Source organism: Lysinibacillus sphaericus (assembly GCF_000600105.1).
Taxonomy (GTDB): domain Bacteria; phylum Bacillota; class Bacilli; order Bacillales_A; family Planococcaceae; genus Lysinibacillus; species Lysinibacillus sphaericus.
The window spans coordinates 850724-870894 of record NZ_CP006837.1 but is presented as its reverse complement, the minus strand read 5'-3'; the positions used below and the strand labels follow the sequence as shown (position 1 = coordinate 870894).

General features: G+C 37.9%; 15 protein-coding genes and 1 riboswitch. Of the genes, 8 read left to right on the top strand and 7 right to left on the bottom strand.

What is annotated here, in order from left to right:
- The first annotated feature begins 21 nt into the window (after positions 1–21).
- A complete protein-coding gene (locus T479_RS03950) occupies positions 22–3111 on the top strand; it encodes an efflux RND transporter permease subunit (protein ID WP_025218728.1) in 3090 nt (1029 codons plus the stop codon).
- Between the two features lie 210 nt (positions 3112–3321).
- Here the strand turns inward: T479_RS03950 and T479_RS03945 are convergent, their stop codons facing one another.
- The 5 genes from T479_RS03945 to T479_RS03925 form a co-directional block, all read right to left on the bottom strand.
- A complete protein-coding gene (locus T479_RS03945; RefSeq protein WP_025218727.1) occupies positions 3322–3819 on the bottom strand; it encodes a GNAT family N-acetyltransferase in 498 nt (165 codons plus the stop codon).
- Positions 3820–4122: 303 nt separating this feature from the next.
- Positions 4123–6645: a bifunctional lysylphosphatidylglycerol flippase/synthetase MprF gene (gene mprF / locus T479_RS03940; protein ID WP_025218726.1), complete on the bottom strand. Its 2523-nt coding sequence runs from the start codon at positions 6643–6645 to the stop codon at positions 4123–4125.
- A gap of 110 nt (positions 6646–6755) precedes the next feature.
- The gene (locus T479_RS03935; RefSeq protein ID WP_024362220.1) at positions 6756–7418 is read right to left on the bottom strand and encodes a potassium channel family protein; all 663 of its coding nucleotides are present in this window, start codon (positions 7416–7418) and stop codon (positions 6756–6758) included.
- A 180-nt stretch (positions 7419–7598) separates the two neighbouring features.
- Positions 7599–8051 (bottom strand): TlpA family protein disulfide reductase, encoded by a 453-nt coding sequence (locus tag T479_RS03930; protein ID WP_024362221.1) that lies wholly within the window; start codon positions 8049–8051, stop codon positions 7599–7601.
- Between the two features lie 239 nt (positions 8052–8290).
- Entirely contained in the window at positions 8291–8833 is a 543-nt protein-coding gene (locus tag T479_RS03925; RefSeq protein ID WP_025218725.1) for a peroxiredoxin, read from the bottom strand.
- 404 nt (positions 8834–9237) lie between these two features.
- Here T479_RS03925 and T479_RS03920 point away from each other — a divergent pair, with 404 nt between their 5' ends.
- From T479_RS03920 to thiW, 7 genes are all read left to right on the top strand, one after another.
- Positions 9238–9780: a type II toxin-antitoxin system RelB family anti-toxin gene (locus T479_RS03920; RefSeq protein ID WP_024362223.1), complete on the top strand. Its 543-nt coding sequence runs from the start codon at positions 9238–9240 to the stop codon at positions 9778–9780.
- 17 nt (positions 9781–9797) lie between these two features.
- Positions 9798–10904, top strand: coding sequence for an ABC transporter ATP-binding protein (locus T479_RS03915; protein ID WP_024362224.1), 1107 nt, complete (start codon positions 9798–9800; stop codon positions 10902–10904).
- Positions 10894–11703 (top strand): ABC transporter permease, encoded by an 810-nt coding sequence (locus tag T479_RS03910; RefSeq protein WP_024362225.1) that lies wholly within the window; start codon positions 10894–10896, stop codon positions 11701–11703. The genes T479_RS03915 and T479_RS03910 overlap by 11 nt, the downstream gene beginning before the upstream one ends.
- Positions 11700–12497 carry an ABC transporter permease gene (locus T479_RS03905; protein ID WP_024362226.1) on the top strand — a complete coding sequence of 266 codons (798 nt, stop codon included), beginning with the start codon at positions 11700–11702 and terminating at the stop codon, positions 12495–12497. Before T479_RS03910 ends, T479_RS03905 begins: the two co-directional genes overlap by 4 nt.
- Positions 12494–13567, top strand: a complete 1074-nt coding sequence (locus T479_RS03900; RefSeq protein WP_025218724.1) for an ABC transporter substrate-binding protein — start codon at positions 12494–12496, stop codon at positions 13565–13567. The genes T479_RS03905 and T479_RS03900 overlap by 4 nt, the downstream gene beginning before the upstream one ends.
- Before the next feature lie 243 nt (positions 13568–13810).
- The gene (locus T479_RS03895) at positions 13811–15007 is read left to right on the top strand and encodes an MFS transporter (RefSeq protein ID WP_025218723.1); all 1197 of its coding nucleotides are present in this window, start codon (positions 13811–13813) and stop codon (positions 15005–15007) included.
- A 63-nt stretch (positions 15008–15070) separates the two neighbouring features.
- A riboswitch (TPP riboswitch) is annotated at positions 15071–15178 on the top strand.
- Between the two features lie 121 nt (positions 15179–15299).
- Complete coding sequence (thiW, locus tag T479_RS03890) at positions 15300–15791, top strand: energy coupling factor transporter S component ThiW (RefSeq protein WP_025218722.1); 492 nt, start codon at positions 15300–15302, stop codon at positions 15789–15791.
- A gap of 53 nt (positions 15792–15844) precedes the next feature.
- On the opposite strand, the gene T479_RS03885 is transcribed toward thiW, so the two are convergent.
- Positions 15845–18442: a VWA domain-containing protein gene (locus T479_RS03885; protein WP_025218721.1), complete on the bottom strand. Its 2598-nt coding sequence runs from the start codon at positions 18440–18442 to the stop codon at positions 15845–15847.
- Positions 18426–20171 (bottom strand): vWA domain-containing protein, encoded by a 1746-nt coding sequence (locus T479_RS03880; protein ID WP_025218720.1) that lies wholly within the window; start codon positions 20169–20171, stop codon positions 18426–18428. Before T479_RS03880 ends, T479_RS03885 begins: the two co-directional genes overlap by 17 nt.

The following is a 20171-nucleotide window of genomic DNA, read 5'->3' as shown; positions in this document are numbered from 1 at the left end:
CAATAAAGGGTAGGTGTGAAGGTGAAAGGTTTAGTTAATTTTGTATTGAAAAACAAATTGGCAGTGTGGTTATTAACAATTATCATCACTGTCTCAGGGATTTATTCAGGTACAAGAATGAAAATGGAATCAATCCCTGATATATCGATTCCATACTTAATTGTAATGGGCGTGTATCCAGGTGCCACGCCTGAACAAGTCATGAATGAACTTTCTATTCCATTTGAAAAATCCATTGAAAGTTTAGAGGATGTTAAAGCCGTTTATTCCACTTCCTCTTCAAACGTTGCCCAAGTGCAAGTCGAATATGACTATGGCATTGATATGGATGAAAAGAAACGTCAGTTAGAATCCGCTCTCGATAATGTAAAACTGCCTGAAGGCGCGCAAGAACCAACAATCATGGCCATTAGTATGAACATGATGCCGGTTGTCGCATTATCTGTGAGTAGTTCGAAGGAAGACATTGTTGACCTAACATCAACAGTAGAAGATTTATTACTTCCTAAAATCGAAAAAATCGACGGTGTTGCGTCAGCAACGATTACTGGTCAACACATTGAAGAAGTTTCGTTTAAATATGACGAAGAAAAAATGGCTGCTCTTGGCTTAACTGAAGATGCAGTCAAACAAATGATTCAAGCAAGTGATATGTCATTATCACTTGGTTTATATCAATTTACGGTTGGTGAACAAGCGGTTTCCGTAGATGGTAAAGTTAAATCTATCGATGAATTAAAAGATTTATTAATACCTGTCACACCTTCAGCTACACAACCTTCTCCTTTCGTTCGTTTAGGCGACATTGCTACGATTGAAGTTGAAGGTAAAGTACAATCTGTATCTCGTACAAATGGTAAAGATGCCATTGCAATTCAAATCGTAAAAAGTCAAGATGCAAATACAGTAACGGTTGTCAATGCAGTAAAAGAGCTGATTAAAGATGAAGAAAAAAGAATTGACGGCTTAAAAATTGATATTTCACTTGACCAAGGTGCTCCAATTGAAGATTCAGTCTTCACAATGATCGAAAAAGCGGTATTCGGTGGCGCAATCGCGGTTTTAATTATCTTATTATTCTTACGCGATTTCAAATCAACTATTATTTCGATTATTTCAATTCCAGTTTCAGTTTTCATGGCATTACTCTTATTAAACTGGATGGATATTACGTTAAATATTATGACACTTGGTGCAATCACCGTCGCCATTGGACGTGTAATTGATGACTCCATTGTCGTAGTAGAAAATATTTATCGACGTATCCATTTAAAACAAGAAAAATTAACAGGTCGCGCACTAATTCGTGAAGCAACTATTGAAATGTTTAAACCAATCTTGTCTTCTACATTAGTGACGGTAGCGGTATTCGCCCCACTTATGTTTGTAGGCGGTATGGTTGGCGAATTATTTATGCCTTTCGCATTAACGATGACATTTGCTTTAGGTGCGTCATTAATAGTAGCAATTACCATTGTACCAGCTTTATCCCACTTCTTATTCCGTAAAAAAATCTACGGAGAGAAAAAGGAAAGCCAGCATCAAGAAGTTGGTAAACTAGCTAATTGGTACAGAGGTATATTAGAAAAAGCATTAAATCATAAAATCATTACATCTACGATTGCGATTTTAATGCTTGTGGGTTCCCTTGCTTTAACACCATTAATTGGCTTTAGTTTCATGGGATCTCAAGAGGAAAAGGTCATGTATTTAACATATACACCTGGTACTGGCGAGCTAGCTGATGAAACAGAAGTAAATGTAGCACAAGTTGAAAAAGAATTAATGAAACGAAAAGATATTGATATTTTACAAGTTTCAATTACTGATGCTACAAATGCTGACCCAGCAGCAATGATGATGGGTGGCACAGCTGGTGGTGCATTAATGTACCTCATCTTTGACCCAGAGATGGAAGACTTCCCTGCTGCTCGTCAAGAAGTAGAAGACTATGTATTTAATCTTGACCAATCAGGCGAATGGAAAAGCCAAAACTTCTCATCAACGTCTATGGCTTCAAACGAGGTAAGTTACACATTATACAGTGAAGACTTAAACAAGTTACGTAGCGCTGTTAAAGATGTTGAAGGATCACTCAAAGAAGTTAAAGGTCTAGAAGATGTGAAGTCTGATTATGAAGATCCATATGTAGAACATGTCTTAAAAGTAGAGCAAAAAAATGTCTTACAATATGGCTTAACGACTGCTCAAATTGTCATGGCTTTAAATTCTACTGCTTCACAAGAAGTGTTAACAACAGTTGAACGTGATGGCAAAGACATTAACGTCATTGTCAAACGCGATGCCAAGGCAGCAGCCTTATCAATCGATGATGTTTTAAAAACTGAAATTAAAACGGCTTTAGGCACAACGATGACCATTGGTGAATTAGTAAACGTTGAAGAAGGTACTACGCTTAATTCACTATCGCGCTCAAAAGGTGAATATTTCGCCACTGTATCTGCCACAATTATTGGCGATGATATTTCAAAAGCAACGACCGCAGCAGATAAAAAGATCGATAAATTAGACTTACCTAAAGGTGTGACAACAGGCGTATCCGGTGTAGCGGCAGATATGCAAGAAACATTTACGCAACTAGGTATTGCGATGTTAGCAGCTATCGCTATCGTTTACTTTATTCTTGTCGTAACGTTCGGTGAAGGTTTAGCACCATTTGCTATCCTCTTCTCATTACCATTTGCAGTCATTGGCGCATTTGTTGGCTTATATGTAACAAATCAAACGATTTCTGTATCCGTTATGATGGGTCTCTTAATGTTAATCGGTATCGTTGTGACCAACGCCATCGTACTTGTAGACCGTATTATCCATATGGAACGCGACGGACTTGGGATGCGTGAGGCCATTTTAGAAGCAGGTGCAACACGTTTACGTCCAATTTTAATGACTGCCATTGCAACAATTGGTGCAATGATTCCAATGGCAATTGGTAATGGCGGTAGTGGGCTAATTTCGAAAGACCTCGCAATTACAGTAATTGGCGGTTTATTATCTTCAACATTATTAACATTAGTAGTCGTACCAATTGTCTATGAAATGCTATCCAAAATGTTAAAGAAAAACCGTAAAGATGTTGAAGAAAACTAAAGAATACATGCAACAATCCGAAAGAGAGTGCTCCTGCAATGGAGCACCCTCTTTTTTTAAAGAATTGTTTGAGTGCCTGGCACTTCAAATATGATGACTTAGCTAGTGGAGGAAACATTTCTTTGCGTTCGCCAAGAGCTGGAATGGTAATAATGACTTCATTATATTGAAGATAATTTCCTATCTGCTTTCCCTATCCTTTGTTTACTTTTAACAACCATTATTTGTGCTTAGTAACTGATAGACAGCTTGTTCCTGCCCAAACCTTTCTAATACTTGTATTTTTTCCATACCTATTTTTTCTAGCACCCGACAAGAGGCAATATTGGCAGTTTGTGTTTCTGCTACTAGCTTGGATAATTGTAAACTAGTAAATCCATAATGGATGACCGCAGTTAAAACTTCTTGTGCGTAACCTTTACCCCAATATTGTGGCAAAAATTGATAGCTAAGCTCATAGGTTGTTTGTTCATGGTATTCATCAATCGATACTAGACCAATGAAGTCATTCGTGTTCTTTAATGATATGGTAAAGTATGAATTAGGAAATGATGATTGCAACATGCTGTTAAAGGAAGAAAGAATATAGTTTTTATCTGGAATCCCTCCAAGAAATGCTCTGACATCCTGATTACAATATAAAGAATAAATATCGTCTTGATGGTGTGGCTTTAAAGACTCAATTACACAATTTTCAGTTATTAGCATACTATTCCTCATTATTAGAATTTTCTTTATTATGACAAAGACATTGTGTAAAATCAAATATATTTTCCCAAATTTACCACAAAAAAGACTGCATCCAATATAATCTTGAATGCAGTCCCATATTCACTTTAGCTTCCCATCTTCTCTTAACAAGCCCATGCGAATGCCATCATATTAAAAGCCCTCTTTAAAACACACTTTGCAAATTCCGCTTCCTATTGCATCATGAATGTCTTTCATACTTGAATCATGTGCTTGTTTCCTTACCCTGTTGTAAACCTAACCGCGCACTTACAAACTCACTTATTTTCTCTTTCGTCCAATCAATAATGTAATTTGTGCCATCGTAAAGGGCAACGATGATTTTTTGCGATACGCTACATATTTTGGTTCCCAAAAATCTGCATATTTTAATTTAAAGTTTTTTAAGCCTTTAAAATGATAGAAATACTGGCCATGTAAAAATATTTGTGCTGCAATTTTTTCGCTTAAAAAAGAGTATCTAGATTGACCGACATTCGATAACGGAGACATGCCCATATTAAATACACGGTATCCTTGTTCTTTCGCCCATTGAAACAGCGATAAGAAAATGAAATCCATTGTACCAGACGGTGCCCCAGGTTTAAAGCGCATCAGGTCGACTGAAATTCTCTCGCCATTATCATACATAGGCATGATGCTTGCAAAGCCAATGACGCCTTCAGCTCCTCTTAACACAGCAATTTTTGAGGTGTTCAAATAATTTTCATCGAAAAAGCCAAGAGAAAACCCCTTCTCGGCCCTTCCTTGTAGCCATCTTCTTGATACTTCCGCTAGTTCAGTCATAACCTCCTGTGAGTAAGGCGGACTTAATATTGTGACCGTATAGTTCTCGCGTTCAAATCTATTTTTTACCGCCCTGCTGCCCTTCATTTCTTTTCCAGCAAATGTGAACATCTCTAAATCAACAAACGCTTCCTCTCCCAGCTTAAAAAAGCTATAACCATGCTCATGTAACACAGGGAAAATCTTGTTGTTAATTTCATAAAAAACAGGTGTATAGCCATGCCTATCTGCTACTTCCAAAAACTCCTGAATAGCCGATAATAAATCACTTTCTGGACCTACCGGATCGCCTAGTACCACGATTTTATCTGCATAGATTTGATAGGCGAATAACACCGTATTTTCTTTATTCCAATAGACAAATTTGTCATGCAAAAAAATGAGATGCGAAAACTCCGTTCCCGTATACTCCATAAGATGACTTTTGATTTTGTCTTCATGTTCTTTTGATAGTAGCTTGTACATTTTTTTAGGTCCACGTGTAAGATAACCTAAGTAAAAAATAGAGCAAGCGATGAGGATACCGATCATTGCACTGAAAAATAAATCCCGATAATCTGTAAGGATATAATATTGCAATGGTGTCGGAATATGAATTTTTGCGGTAGGTAAATTGATATAACCTATTAATAAGTACATTGCCGTAATGAAAATAACCGCCGCAAGGTCAAATAAGATAGTACCCCATGTTAAGACATAACTTTCCCGATAAAATTGTTTTTTGGATGCCATTAACAATACAGCGACTATCAGTAAAAAAATGGCTTCTTCATAATCAAAACCTTTACTAATTGAAAATAAAGCCGAACTGCTAAGCACGATAATGGCAAGTTGATAAGCCGTTTTCACTTTATATTTAATTCCCCTACACAACCCTAATAGAATAAAGCCTGCCGCAACAGTTAATTGATGGGAAATATTCATAATTGGTGATGATAAAAACTCCTGAGCGATTTTTAATCTGCTTAAAATACCTGGTACCGATGCTGATAACAATAAGACAATGCCCGAGATAAATACTAAACTGGTTAACAACATATGACTAATCTTTTGAAAAATAACATTTGGTACATCGTCCCACGACCGATTCCAACGCTCCCAATAATCTTTCATAAATAATAGTACGGACACTAAAAATGGTAGTACAAAGTAGCCCACACGATACAAAATTAATAAAAAGAGTACTTTTTCTTCGGCAATTCCAACACTTTGCGTCCCCCATAAAAAAACAAGGTCAAATGAGCCAACCCCTCCCGGAATCATGCTTACTATACCTGCACATGAGGCAATTAAAAATATCGGTATGAGCGTAGAGAGCTCCATCGGTATTTGGATGATGATTGTTAACATCCAAATGACAAAAAAGACCGCAAGCCATTCAGCAACAGAAGTAATCATTAACTGTAGGAATACTTTATACGTTAAGGCACTTCTTTTGTTATAGCGAATAAGATGCGTCACTAAAAATACAGGAACATAGAGGCTGACCACAATGACAGCAATTGATAACCAGCGAATTTCTTTTAACATTGGGAAATCCCAAAAGAACAGATACATCAACCAAGTTAACAATGAAATCCCTGTTAAATAAAAAAGAGTAACGGTGGCAATGCTCTTTAACAAGCCTTCACGATCCACTTTATATTTTGAATAAAAATAATTTCGTAGAAATACACCTACTAAACCGCCAAAGCCAATAAGGTTCGAAAATGTGTTGACGATAAACGAATTATTCACTAAAGTACGCTTGTTTATTTTCATTCCTAATAGTTTTACCAAAATAACATCGTAAAAAATCATCGGAGTAATCGCACAAAACGTAATGAAAAAAATCAACAACAGTTCCCATACTTGCAATTGACTAACTTCATTTCGCAGTAAATTTACATTTACCCCCCTTAGCGATTGTTGTATTTCGTAAATCGCTATCGCTAAAAGTATGATTGGAAATATAATTTTTAGAAACCGTAGTAATGGTTCTTTCCTAAATTTAAACATGTGCTAAACCTACTCCCCATCAGCTTTCTTAACATACTTCATAAAAAAAGTTGGATTGTATATTTAAAAAATGGAGTATTGTAAACCAACTACAATATTCCACTTCTTTCTTATTCTTTCATTGCCTTCTTTACAAAACGGTTAATATCCACATCAGCACCGATAAGAAGCATAATATCTCCAAGTAAAATTTTGTCGCTTGCTTGTGGAGAAACGATAATATCCGATCCTCGTTTTATGCCGACAATGTTAATGCCGTATTTTGCGCGGATATCTAAATCCATAATCGAATAACCGGCAATGGCATCATTTGCTTTTAATTCCATAATCGAATGCTCATCTGACAGCTCTAAATAATCGAGCACCGTATTAGATAACATATTATTCGCTATACGAATACCCATATCACGCTCAGGATGAACTACAAAATCAGCTCCAATTTTTCTTAGCACTTTTTCGTGGTAGTCATTTTGAGCTTTTACTGTAATTTGCTGAACACCAATTTCTTTTAAAATAATAGTCGTTAAAATACTTGCCTGAATATCTTCGCCAATAGCGACAATGACATGTTCAAAATTCCGAATACCTAATGAATTTAATACCGATTCATCTGTTGAATCGGCAATAACAGCTTGCGTTGCGATGGCAGCAAACTCATCTACCCGTTCAGATGAATGGTCAATCGCCATTACTTGCGCACCTTGACTCATTAGCTCACGAACAATACTCCCTCCGAAACGTCCAAGTCCAATGACGGCAAACTCTTTTTTCATCATTCAAAATCCCTCCGAAAACTACAATTACTTTATTTTAACTTATTCTCGCTTATATGTATTGTCAAAACAGGAGACCAATCGTCATTTTACCTTTTCTATCTAGTATTTTCGACATTCTATACTATTACTATTAAAAAAAGCGAGGATTTAAACATCCCCGCCTAGCAAATATTAAAATTATGCGTTACGCATTTCATCGAGAACTCGATTCACACGTTTTTCTAACATCTTCATACCGCTACCACCAGCTTGCATATGGCGAAGCTGTCCGTCTTTATCGAATACGAAGTAAGCGGGTACGTATTGGTTTTCAAAAGCATCCGTTAACTTCATTTCATTATCTACAAAAATAGGTTGTGTAATATCATGCTCTGCTGCAACAGCTTTGATCGTATCCAAATCAGTATCTGCTTCAGAACGTGGCATATGCACAGCAATAACGTTTAATTCATCTTTATATTGGTCACGGAAATTATTCACTTCCGGCATTGCCTCTTTACATAAATGACAGCTTACAGACCAAAAATGGATTAGTGTTGGTTTTTCGCCAACTAATTGTGCTTTCGTTACTTCACCATTTAACCATGTTGTTGCACCTGTAAGTTCAGGCATTTGTTCACGAAGTTTCATAAAAAATCCTCCCTTGAAAAAAATATCCCCACAAGCGTGTCGTGGGGACCCATTATTCATTTTATGCATGAATTAAGCCTTGGCGTAATTGCGTCTAGATTTTTTTCAAAAAGCTTGAAAAAAATCTAGACAATGCCAGAGTACTCCGACTTGCTCAATAGCTGTACCGCTACTGATTTCATTGCATAATTCGCATTCATCCCGCTCTTTCTAAAAGTGAAGGACTTTGCTCAATTCAATTAAAGAGTTGCTTGACCTGGGCGCCAGTTTGCTGGGCAAAGACCACCAGTTTGTAAAGCTTGTAATACACGTAAAGTTTCATCAACGTCACGGCCAATATTATTATCAAATACTGTTTGATATTTTAATTCGCCTTCTGGATTAATGATGAATAAGCCGCGTAGTGCGATACCTTCTTCTTCAATTAAAACGCCATATTCTTTCGAAATCGCATGGTTCGTATCTGCTGCTAATGGGTATTTTAATTCTCCAAGGCCATTTTGCGTGCGATCTGTGTTAATCCAAGCTAAGTGCGTGTGGATTGTATCAGTTGAAACGCCGATTACTTCTGCATCTAAGTCTTCGAACTCATCATAACGATCGCTCATTGCAGTAATTTCTGTTGGACATACAAAAGTGAAGTCCATTGGGTAGAAGAACAGTACAGTCCATTTGTCTTGTGCTTTAATTTCTTCTAAAGATACTTTACCAAAAGATTTGTCTGGAAGTACTGCTTCCATTGTGAAGTCTGGGGCTTGTTTACCTACCATGCGTTCTGCCATTATAAATCCCTCCGAATAATATGTAGTTTTATATTCCATTCGCACATGCGAACCGTCTTCTACGATAGCAAAGAAAGCACAGATTTTCAACGAAGTGCACTTCGCCACGCTAATCGTTTCAAGTGTACTGACAAATTTTTGTCAAATACCCAATAAATAATCATCACTACACTATAGTTATTAGCTTCTTTTCGTAAATTTATTCTAGAATAACACAAAAAACTGCTCGAAAATAGAGAAGCTTCTTTTCTTTCAAATACATCTGCATTTTTTCCTCCAAAACGATTGCAAATTTTTCATTATTATGTATAATAGTAATGTTTTTAGTAAACTAAAAGTTTCGTTAAAGTAAACTTCATTTTCTGAAAGTTTATGATTGCTAAACTTCTTCTAGGAGGGAAAGGATGCAAATTGGAGGAAAAATTAAAGCACTTCGTTTGAAAAAAGGTCTTACCCAAGAAGAGCTTGGAGAACGTACAGATTTAAGTAAAGGCTATATTTCACAACTAGAGCGTGATTTGAATTCGCCTTCTATTGAAACGCTTTTTTCATTATTAGAAGTTTTAGGATCGACGCCCAAGGAATTCTTCGATGATGATGCACCTGAGCAAAAGGTTGTCTACACCGAGGAAGATCAATCGACTTATACAGACGAAGAAAAAAAATATGAAATTCAATGGCTTATTCCTACATCTAATGAGAAAGAAATGGAGCCCATCTTTTTGACACTTGCTGCTGACGGCGAATTCAAACAGTTTGAACCATCGCTATCAGAAACATTTATTTATATTGTCAAAGGGCGTATTCGTCTCGTTTTAGGGAATGAACAATATATAGCTAGTGAAGGCAATGCGCTCTATTTTGACGCGGCAGATCATCATCAAATTTTTAATGCCCATGACGATGAAACAAAAATTTTACTCGTCGCAACGGATTCTTATTTATAGCTTAAGGAGGCGCTTCAATGACAACAAATTCTATTATCCGCTTTGAAAATGTATCAAAATCATATAGTGACGGCACAGTCGTCCTAAAAAATATTAACTTAGAGCTTGAAAAAGGGAAGTTCTATACGTTGCTTGGTCCGTCAGGTTGCGGTAAAACAACAATATTACGCATTATTGCTGGTTTCACAGAACCAACTACAGGCGATGTGTTTTTCCACGATAAAAAAATTAACACTGTTCCAGCCAATGAACGTCAAGTGAACACAGTATTTCAGGATTATGCGTTATTTCCACATCTAAATGTTTTTGAAAATGTAGCATTTGGATTACGCATTAAAAAACTTCCTGAAAATAACATTAAAGAACGTGTTGGAGAAGCGCTAAAATTTGTCAACTTAGCCGGCTATGGCAATCGAGAAATTTCTGAAATGTCAGGTGGTCAGCGTCAACGTGTTGCAATTGCACGAGCTATTGTTAATGATCCAGAAGTTATTTTACTCGACGAGCCTCTTTCTGCGCTTGATTTAAAACTTCGTACAGAAATGCAGTATGAACTACGTGAATTACAACAACGACTTGGTAAAACATTTGTATTTGTCACACACGACCAAGAAGAGGCACTTGCCATGAGTGATGAAATATTTGTCTTAAGCGAAGGGCAAATTCAACAATCAGGTACACCAGTAGATATTTATGATGAACCCATTAACCGTTTTGTTGCCGACTTTATCGGAGAATCAAATATTGTTAACGGCGTTATGATAGAAGATTTTAAAGTGGAGTTTGCTGGGAAAGTGTTTGAATGTGTTGACCAAGGAATGAAACCAAATGAAAAAATCGATATTGTTATTCGTCCAGAAGATTTGGAAATCACAACAGTCGACAAAGGAAAACTAATTGTTAAAGTTGATACACAATTATTCCGTGGAGTCCATTATGAGCTCTCCACTTACGATAAAGCTGGTAATGAGTGGCTTGTCCATTCATTGAAGAAAGCTGAAGTAGGGACAGAAATAGGTTTAGACTTTGATCCAGAAGCCATTCATGTAATGCGCCTAAATGAAACTGAGGAAGAGTTCGATAAACGTCTAGAATCCTATGGAGATGACGAAGATGCAAACTAAAACTTCGAAATCAGCGTTATTTCCATACGTTTTATGGATTGCACTATTTGTTATTGCGCCGATTGCCCTCGTTGTTTACTACTCCCTACTAGATTTACATGGCAATTTTACGCTCAATAACTACAAAGCATTTTTTACATCTGTCTATTTAAAAATGACACTTAGTTCGTTTTGGTATGCGTTTTTAATCACCTTCTTTACATTGCTGATTTCATACCCAACAGCTTATTTTTTAACGAAGACCAAACACAAACAGCTATGGCTATTGCTCATTATTATTCCTTCGTGGATTAACCTTTTGTTAAAAACATATGCGTTTATAGGGATATTCGGTTTATATGGTCCTATCAATGCAGCCATTGAAGTATTCGGCTTTGATCCGAAGCAAATGCTATTTACTGATATGAGCTTTGTCTTCGTATCCGTTTATATTTTTATTCCCTTTATGATTTTACCAATTTTCAACTCGTTGGATCGTCTTAACCCAACCCTTGTCTACGCAGCTCGTGACTTAGGTGCTTCAGCCTTTACAACATTCCGTCGCGTTGTACTGCCACTAACAATGGACGGTGTTAAATCAGGAATTCAAGTTGTTTTCATCCCTGCTTTATCACTTTTCATGATTACGCGCTTAATTGCAGGAAACCGCGTTATTACGCTCGGTACAGCAATTGAGCAACAATTCCTTGTAACGCAAAATTGGGGCATGGGTTCAACGATTGCCGTATTTTTAATTTTATTTATGGTAATCATCATGTTCATTACCGGTCAAAAGGATAAAGGAGGTCGCGTACGATGAGCAAACTGTCCACATCTGCAAAAGTGTATTTAGCGATTGTTTTTATCGTCCTGTATGCTCCTATTTTTTACTTAGTCTTTTACTCATTCAATAGTGGGGATTCCATGACAAACTTCCAATCCTTCACATTGGATCATTATAAAGCTGTATTCGAGGATTCTAGATTACTCGTTATTTTAATTAATACGGTGATTGTGGCTTTGCTTTCTGCACTGATTTCCACAATTATTGGCACACTAGGCGCAATCGGGATCGTTACAGTAAAAGATTCGAAAATGCGCAATACCCTGCTTTCCTTAAATAATGTATTAATCGTGAGTCCAGATGTTATTATCGGTGCAAGCTTTTTAATTTTATTTACAATGGTAGGCATTAAACTGGGCTTCGCTTCAGTATTATTAGCCCATGTCGCGTTTAGTGTTCCTATTGTTGTACTGATGGTTTTACCAAAATTATTAGAGATGAATAAGTCGTTAATTGATGCGGCTTTAGATCTTGGCGCAACGAAAAAAGATGTTATGATGCGCGTTATTTTACCGTATATCCAACCAGGGATTTTTGCTGGTTTCTTTCTCGCTTTAACGTATTCACTAGATGACTTTGCTGTAACATTTTTCGTGACAGGAAATGGCTTTAGTACTTTATCTGTTGAAATTTACTCGATGGCACGTGCTGGTATTTCTCTGACAGTGAACGCCATTTCTGGTTTAGTATTCTTCGTTACAATTATAGTAGTAGTCGGCTATTATTTCTTCACAAGTCGTACGAGTAAAAGAACGGAGGGACAACAATGAAGTCTTTAATTCAAGCTACCATCGCCATACTTGTCGTCTCCGCCCTGTTAGTGTACGCGGCTGATGCAATGAGCGCTATCGGTGGTAAAAGTGGAAAAGATACATTAACTATTTTTAACTGGGGCGAATATATAGACCCCGATTTACTAAAGCAATTTGAAAAAGAAACAGGCATCCATGTCATTTACGAAACATTTGATTCCAATGAGGCCATGATGACGAAAATTAAGCAAGGTGGGACGGCATACGATATTGCTGTGCCCTCTGAGTACATGATTGAAAAAATGAAGGAAGAACATTTATTACTTCCTTTAGATAAAACAAAAATCCCGAACTTTAAAAATATCGACCCTTATTTTTTAGATTTGCCATTTGATGATAACAATAAATACTCTGTTCCTTATTTTTGGGGCACAGTTGGCATTGTCTATAATCCGGATTTAGTAGGTAACTTAGATTTCTCTTCATGGCAAGACTTATGGGATCCTTCTTTAAAACGTAAAGTCTTTTTAGTAGACGGTGCACGTGAAGTCATCGGTATGGGTTTGAACAGTCTTGGACACTCCCTGAACTCGTTAGATGACCAAGAGTTACGTCAGGCCACAGACAAACTGATTACACTCGCACCAAACGTCAAAGCGATTATTGGTGATGAGATTACACCGCTTATGATTAATAACGAAGCAGCCATCGCACTCACTTGGTCTGGTCAAGCCGCAGATATGCTATCAGAAAATGAAGATTTAGACTTTGCTGTGCCAGAAGAAGGTTCGAACTTGTGGTTTGATAATATGGTAATCCCGAAAACTTCGAAAAATATTGATGGCGCACATGCTTTCATTAACTTTATGTTAAATGCGGAATCTGGAGCTCAAAATGCAGATTATGTAGGCTACTCTACTCCAAATACTGCAGCAATGAGCTTAATGGATAAAGAAGTTATTGCTGATGAGCGCTTCTACCCTTCAGAAGAACAACGCAAAACGTTAGAAGTCTATAAAAACCTAGGACCCGATTATTTAGGGAAATACAATGAATTATTTTTAGAATTTAAAATGAGTATTCGATAAATACGAAAGAAACGAAGACCAAAAAAGTGTTAGATTGACAGCCATCAATCTAACACTTTTTTGATGGGACTGTTGATGTCCGCTACCGATTCATGATTTTTAGTGGCAATTTTCTTTATTCTGTCGCCTTGTACTTGTATCATAACCATGACAGCTACCTACGACTATAATCTGATAGCCAAGCATTATTTCTTTATGATAGACTTTAGTAATGTTTTAATAGTAAATAAAGGGGGGTATTCGATGACCCAGCAGAAGTCTAATAAGGCCGCGTTGTATATTTTAATGTTTAATATGTTTATCGCAATGGGGAGTATTGGGATTATTATTCCTGTTATGCCAGAGTATTTAAAAATATTTGGAGCAGCAGGACAAGTTCTTGGCATGCTAATTGCAACGTTCGCCTTAGCACAATTCGTTTTTTCTCCAATTGCTGGGAATCTCTCAGATCGATATGGTCGAAAAAATTTGATTATCTTTGGTCTGATTGTCACTGGCCTTGGGCAAATTTCATTTGGTTTATCTACAGATGTATGGATGCTTTTTGTTGCCCGTTTCTTAGGTGGTTTAGGTTCAGCCTTTGTTGCACCGCCTATTATGGCGTTTGTGGCAGATGTCACAACGTATGAAGAACGAGGAAAAGGAATGGGCATGTTAGGAGCTGCCATGTCTCTTGGTTTTATGATTGGACCTGGTATTGGCGGGTTTCTATCGAAAGTTAGCTTGCATTTCCCATTCTTTACGGCTGGTGGAGCAGCTATTATTGCTTCTATTCTATCGGTATTTTTACTACCTTCCACAAAGCCCACTGCAGCTCAGAAAGCTCAAAAACAAGAAAATCTTGCAAAGCAGATGGTACGTTCAGTCAAAATGCCATACTTTGTCATGCTTATTATTATGCTAGTATTCTCGTTTGGCATCGCTAATTTTCAAACGACATTATCATTATTTGTAACGGACAAGTTTAATTACACGCCTGCCGATATTGCTATCTTGCTGACTGTAGGTGGTGCATTTGGTGTTATTGTTCAAATGTTTGTCATTACACCACTCTTTAAACGTTTTGGTGAAATGAAAGTTGTGTTAGTCAATTTATTTATTGCGGCTGTAGCAATTTATGCAATATTATTTGTATCTGGTTTTGCACTAATATTAATTGTTGCAACGATTTTCTCAACAGCCACTACACTAATTCGCCCTGCCGTTAACACATTAATTTCTAAACTGGCTGAAAATGAGCAAGGCTTTGCCGCTGGTCTTAATAATGCGTATATGAGTCTCGGCAATATGATTGGGCCAGCACTAGCAGGCGTTCTTTTTGATTGGAATATAAATAGTCCTTATATTTTCGGGGCAATTATTTTAATGGCCTGCTTCTTCTTAGCACTTATTTGGACTTTAAAAAAGGCGCCACATCTTATGCAACCTGACTCGAAATAATGTGAAATAGCGTTGACTAATATAGATGTTATGTTACATTTATTAGTAGAAATTTAATATCATGTTTACCACTAGGGGAGTCTTTACAAGGCTGAGACGTATATGGTCATATACGGACCCTTTGAACCTGATCTAGTTCACACTAGCGGAGGGAAGTGGCGACTCTTGCTTATTGTGTCATTATCAAATACAAGACCGCTTCCTTTTGTTTAGAGGGAGCGGTCTTTTTGTCATTCATTAGGTCGTTTTACCAACAATTCCACATGTTCTATAAAATAAAGGAGGAACTATCATGGCTATTCAAAAACTAACTATCATGGCTTTATTGGTTGCTATTGCTGTAGCAGGCTCTATATTTGTCTCGATTCCAACTGGGATTGCTCGTGCCTATCCTGTACAACATGCTATTAACGTTATCGGTGCCATTTTACTAGGGCCTGTGCCTACCATTATCGTTGCTTTGCTAACAGCCATTATTCGCATACTAACAGGCACGGGCTCTCTTTTAGCGATCCCCGGAAGTGTCATCGGTGCAGCATGTGCTGCTTTTGCTTATAAATATAGCAGCAAGAAATGGCTAGCAGGAGTTGGTGAAGTATTCGGCACAGGTATCCTTGCTTCACTAATCGCTGTTCCTTATGCGCAATTATTTATGGGAACATCCGTAGCTGCATTATTTTTTATGCCCGCCTTTTTGACATCTAGTTTGATTGGGGCATGTCTCGGCATGATCATCGCGAGCAGTCTTCGGAAAACCGCACCGTCTATTCTTATTCCTAAGTAGCTATGTTCAAAAAAAGATGGCACATGCTTTTTTCGCAATGTGCCATCTTTTTATTATGAGCGTTTTTTCATGCCTTTTAATAACTGCGCAACATTGGTGTTTTCCACCTGCACGGCTGTTTCGTCTACAGGCTTTTCATTGTGCCTGCGACTTGTTATAAAGCGCCAACCAAAGCGTCGAATCGTAATATCCAAGAAGAATAGCAACATCCCTGCTAAGAGTAGCCATGTCGCAATATTTTGGCGCTCTGCTCCTTTGTTTGTGAAATCACGGAACACTTCTTGTGGTTCTTTCAACACTGAGCCGCCAGTTTGCTTTGTTAGTTGCTCTACTACGGTTTCATTCACAGGACGTAATTCATATTCAGCACTGTAAGGTACACTAAGACCTGCTTGGTAAATAGCCTGCTCTTCATCAGCGATGCGGAAGAAAATCAAACCAGGCTTCGCTTGGACAACCGCGCGTACTTGCGAGGCAGATAGCGTTTCCAGCTGTATATCAAGCTCCTCACCAGCTTCATCGACAGCAACAATATCTAAAAATGCTGCTTCATTTGTCGGATCGGTGATAATAAATGAACCATCTGTATCAAGACGTACATCATAGGCGACATCATTATAACTTGGTAGCATTTGCGATATAATGGTTTGCCAAAATGTTCCCCATTCCTGCCATCTTGCCCAGTCACCAGCCCATTTCCCCATTGAATCGGATGTGAAAGCAAAAGTTTTACCCAGTCCATATTGCCATTGTGCTAATACCGGATCTTCTTTCTCACTTTCTGCTATAACAGCAGCTCCCTGCTTCGCTGTTGTGCCAATGTAGGCATTCATTTGTGGCACACCATTCGCAAATAATGCATTCCAGCCAGATGCATTGTAGATTGTTGGATAGAAAGGATTGTCTTCAATATACGTACGTGAAATCATCGCTGTCTCACGTGATAAAATCGAAGGAATTGTCTGTTCATCGATGACATCATAGAAGCGACCACTGCCCATTTCACTTAGCCCTTGCAGAAGATTGCCATCAGCATCTTGTCCAATCGCCACAGTTGACAGTGTCACTCCTTGTTCTTTCCCCGTTTCAATTAAATCCTCATAATTGCCAGCTTGTGATTGTCCATCTGTAAGTAAAATAATATGTTTCCTTTGCAATTTTAAATCAGCTAAACTATCATAGGCTGCTGCCAATGAACGATAAATTTCTGTACCACCACCAGGCGTAACCGATAAAATCGTATCGACGGCTTCTTCTTTATTGCCTAATGGTCCAGTTTCGATGATTTCCCAAGGGCGATCATCAAAGGCGATAAATCCTAGCGTATCTTCATCTCGTAACATTTCAACAGATCGAGCCGCCGCTTCTTTCGCAAGCTCTAGTTTTGAGCCATACATACTTCCTGAACGGTCAAGTACAATGACGAGCCCTAAAGATGGCAATTGTTCTTTGCCTTTTATCTCCATCTCAACAGGTAGTAATGTTTCAATCGGTGTTTTAAAATAACCACCCAAGCCGAAGCTATTTTCACCGCCGACCATTGTAAAGCCAACACCAAAGTTTTTCACTGCCTGTTCAATAACGCTCATCTTTGCCTCTCCAACTAAGTGTCCAGGAACATTATCAAAAATAATCGCGTTATATTGCAAATAACTAGACAGTTCATTTGGTAAGCTTGCTGCATCCACAACATCATAGGAAATTGAATTTGATCCTAGAGCTGCAGCAATTGGTGATGCCGTATCGTAGCCATTGACAATCAGTAAATGTGGCTCGCTTTGTACCATCGTCACACTTGTTAATTTATTATTTTCAAAAATGGCATCCTGTCCAACTTGCACGAGCGCCTCATATTTAACAAGCCCCTCTGCAGTTGCCGTATGTTTATAAGTAAAAACATTGGAACCTTGAGCAAGCTCCACCGACTCACGATGAATCAGTTTGTCATTTTCGTACAGCAATAATTCACCTTGCCCTGCCGCTGTGGCATTGACTTCCGTCACAAGCTGTTGCTGTTCACCTACGTAAGCTATTTGTGGTGTCACAAAACTTTTCAGTGACACATCATTCGTCACATTTTGATGAAACGGCACGACATCTACACTAATATTGGAGCCTTTTAGCTTCGTGGCAAATTCTAACGCATTGCCTTGTGTTTCATTGGCATCTGTTAGTAATACAAGTCTAGTCGCCTTTTTCGGATCAACAATACCTGTTGCAAGCTGAAGACTTTGTTCTATATTTGTTTGGTCTGTTCCTTTAACCTCAGTAAATTTCGGAACATCTTTTAAGGATTTTGATAAAATCGCTTCCGTTTGGAGAGTTGATGAAAATGAGTAAATCCCTGCAAGTTGATCTTCCTTTTTCGATTTCAAACTTTCCTCTATAAAACTAACGATTTCTGCCTCTGTACGATTCATCGAAGCAGAGCGGTCAACTAAATATAATACTTGCTCGTCCTTTACTGGCAATAACAGATAAGGTGCTGCCAATGCAAAAACTAAACAGACGATGGCTATTACTCGAATGCCCAATACAACTAGATGACTTTTTTTCAGGCGCCTGCGCTCGCGCCAATAAGTCCATCCAAAATACATAAACAATGGCAGTAATAACAATAACGCTAATGGCATATCAATTCGTAAATCCACGACGTCGTTGCACCTCCCACTCTGCGACAAGCAAACTTAAAATAATGAGTATTAGCCAAGGTACAAACGAAGCTTTCGACACTTCTTCCTTGCCATTTTGCTGAAGCTCTCCAAGCGTATAGCTTGTTCCTTCTTCTATTACACGTTCCTGTGCTTGTAGTTGCACGATAAGACGCTTTTCCTCACTGTTTGAGCGAGCTGTATACATACCTGGCTTCATTGGAGCAGTTAGTAAGCCATTCGTAATAGTCGATAAAAATTCATCATCCTGAGAATAAACACTCCAATCACCCTGTGATAACGCGACTGAACGTTGCTCATTTGGTGCGAAAATCCCAAGGGAACCTACCGATTCAGATAATTGCTGTTCCACACTCCATAAAAATAAAGGAAACGATGGATAGAGTGGCCAATCTGTATCTGCAATATCAGCAAGGACGATAATATCCCCTTCAGGTGTTCGTTGGATAAATGGTTTTTCTCCAACTGTGGCGATTGTTTTATAATCATCGAATGGAGGATATAAAGTACTGACATAAATATCATTTAACTCACTAAATGCAAATAAAGCATCGCTCGTTGTTTTTACTTCACCATTAACATCTACTTTTTCAATATCATCCCGCCCAAATAATACAATGGGTCTCTCCATCTTTTGAAGTAATGATGTTTGATTCGTTACAATTGTAGCTCCTTGATTATCCGCAAGCTGCAAGGGCGGTACAATTTTTACGTTGTCATTAATAGCTTGAAACCCTTTTTGAATAAGCTGATGCATGTTTTGATCGACTACAATATTCGCTGTAGCCGTTTGTAACACGACTGATTGAATATTATCAATCGCATAATCATCTTTTACATTAATTTTAGCTGTCACGGTATCCATTAATGGTAAATCTTTAAATGATTTAGACACTGCTTCGTTTGCTGCCAAAGAAATAGGTTCGTCTACTAGTACATTACCTTTACTATTTTGTAGTGTAAGTGTTAGCTTTTGCTCTTTATCGGTATCATTTTGGAGCTGCACTAACGCCATCGTAGATTTACCATCTGTCGTCGCAGCAAAGCGCGTAATAGCAACATTCGTTAAATCTTTTGCAGAACCGTGTACAAGCCATTTCACAGATTCCTTTTCCATCGGTAATTGCTTTTTATCAAGTGCATCTGTGAAAACATAAATTGACGTTGGACTATCACCAACAAAAGCTTGTGCCACATCAAGCGCTTTATTCATTTGGGCAGTTTCATATGTTACATGTAAATCTTGTATGGTTTTTTCAATCGTTTTTACATTTGTTTCTTGCTGTAACACTGCTTGTGGAGCATTGCCAGTCGTAATTAATGTAACAGGTCGTCCGTCCAGCTGTTCTACCAATGATTGCATTTCTTTTTTATGAGCATCAAATGTAGATTGCTCTTTCCCTGCTAACATTGTAGCTGATGTATCCACGATAAAAATCGTCTGTGCACCCAAAATCGTACTTTTTTTCATATAAGGATTGATGAGTGTTAACACTAGTAAAAGTAATGCCAGCAATTGCAAATACAGTAATGCATTTTTTTGTAAATGCTTTAAATATGGAGAAACTCTTGTTTCTTGCATAATTTCAGACCAAAAAAGTGTTGAGGACACTGGTTGATCGGTATATTTTTTTCGGAAGAAATAATAGAGCAGGACAATGACCGGGAAGATGGCCGTCCAGCTAAAAATAATTTGACTAAAGCCCAT

Bases quoted from the DNA above. Each gene is read 5' to 3' on its own strand.
- T479_RS03945 (WP_025218727.1), bottom strand. From the start codon at position 3,819: ATGCTAATAACTGAAAATTGTGTAATTGAGTCTTTAAAGCCACACCAT.
- mprF (WP_025218726.1), bottom strand. From the start codon at position 6,645: ATGTTTAAATTTAGGAAAGAACCATTACTACGGTTTCTAAAAATTATA.
- T479_RS03935 (WP_024362220.1), bottom strand. From the start codon at position 7,418: ATGAAAAAAGAGTTTGCCGTCATTGGACTTGGACGTTTCGGAGGGAGT.
- T479_RS03930 (WP_024362221.1), bottom strand. From the start codon at position 8,051: ATGAAACTTCGTGAACAAATGCCTGAACTTACAGGTGCAACAACATGG.
- T479_RS03925 (WP_025218725.1), bottom strand. From the start codon at position 8,833: ATGGCAGAACGCATGGTAGGTAAACAAGCCCCAGACTTCACAATGGAA.
- T479_RS03920 (WP_024362223.1), top strand. From the start codon at position 9,238: ATGCAAATTGGAGGAAAAATTAAAGCACTTCGTTTGAAAAAAGGTCTT.
- T479_RS03915 (WP_024362224.1), top strand. From the start codon at position 9,798: ATGACAACAAATTCTATTATCCGCTTTGAAAATGTATCAAAATCATAT.
- T479_RS03910 (WP_024362225.1), top strand. From the start codon at position 10,894: ATGCAAACTAAAACTTCGAAATCAGCGTTATTTCCATACGTTTTATGG.
- T479_RS03905 (WP_024362226.1), top strand. From the start codon at position 11,700: ATGAGCAAACTGTCCACATCTGCAAAAGTGTATTTAGCGATTGTTTTT.
- T479_RS03900 (WP_025218724.1), top strand. From the start codon at position 12,494: ATGAAGTCTTTAATTCAAGCTACCATCGCCATACTTGTCGTCTCCGCC.
- T479_RS03895 (WP_025218723.1), top strand. From the start codon at position 13,811: ATGACCCAGCAGAAGTCTAATAAGGCCGCGTTGTATATTTTAATGTTT.
- thiW (WP_025218722.1), top strand. From the start codon at position 15,300: ATGGCTATTCAAAAACTAACTATCATGGCTTTATTGGTTGCTATTGCT.
- T479_RS03880 (WP_025218720.1), bottom strand. From the start codon at position 20,171: ATGGGCTTTAGTCAAATTATTTTTAGCTGGACGGCCATCTTCCCGGTC.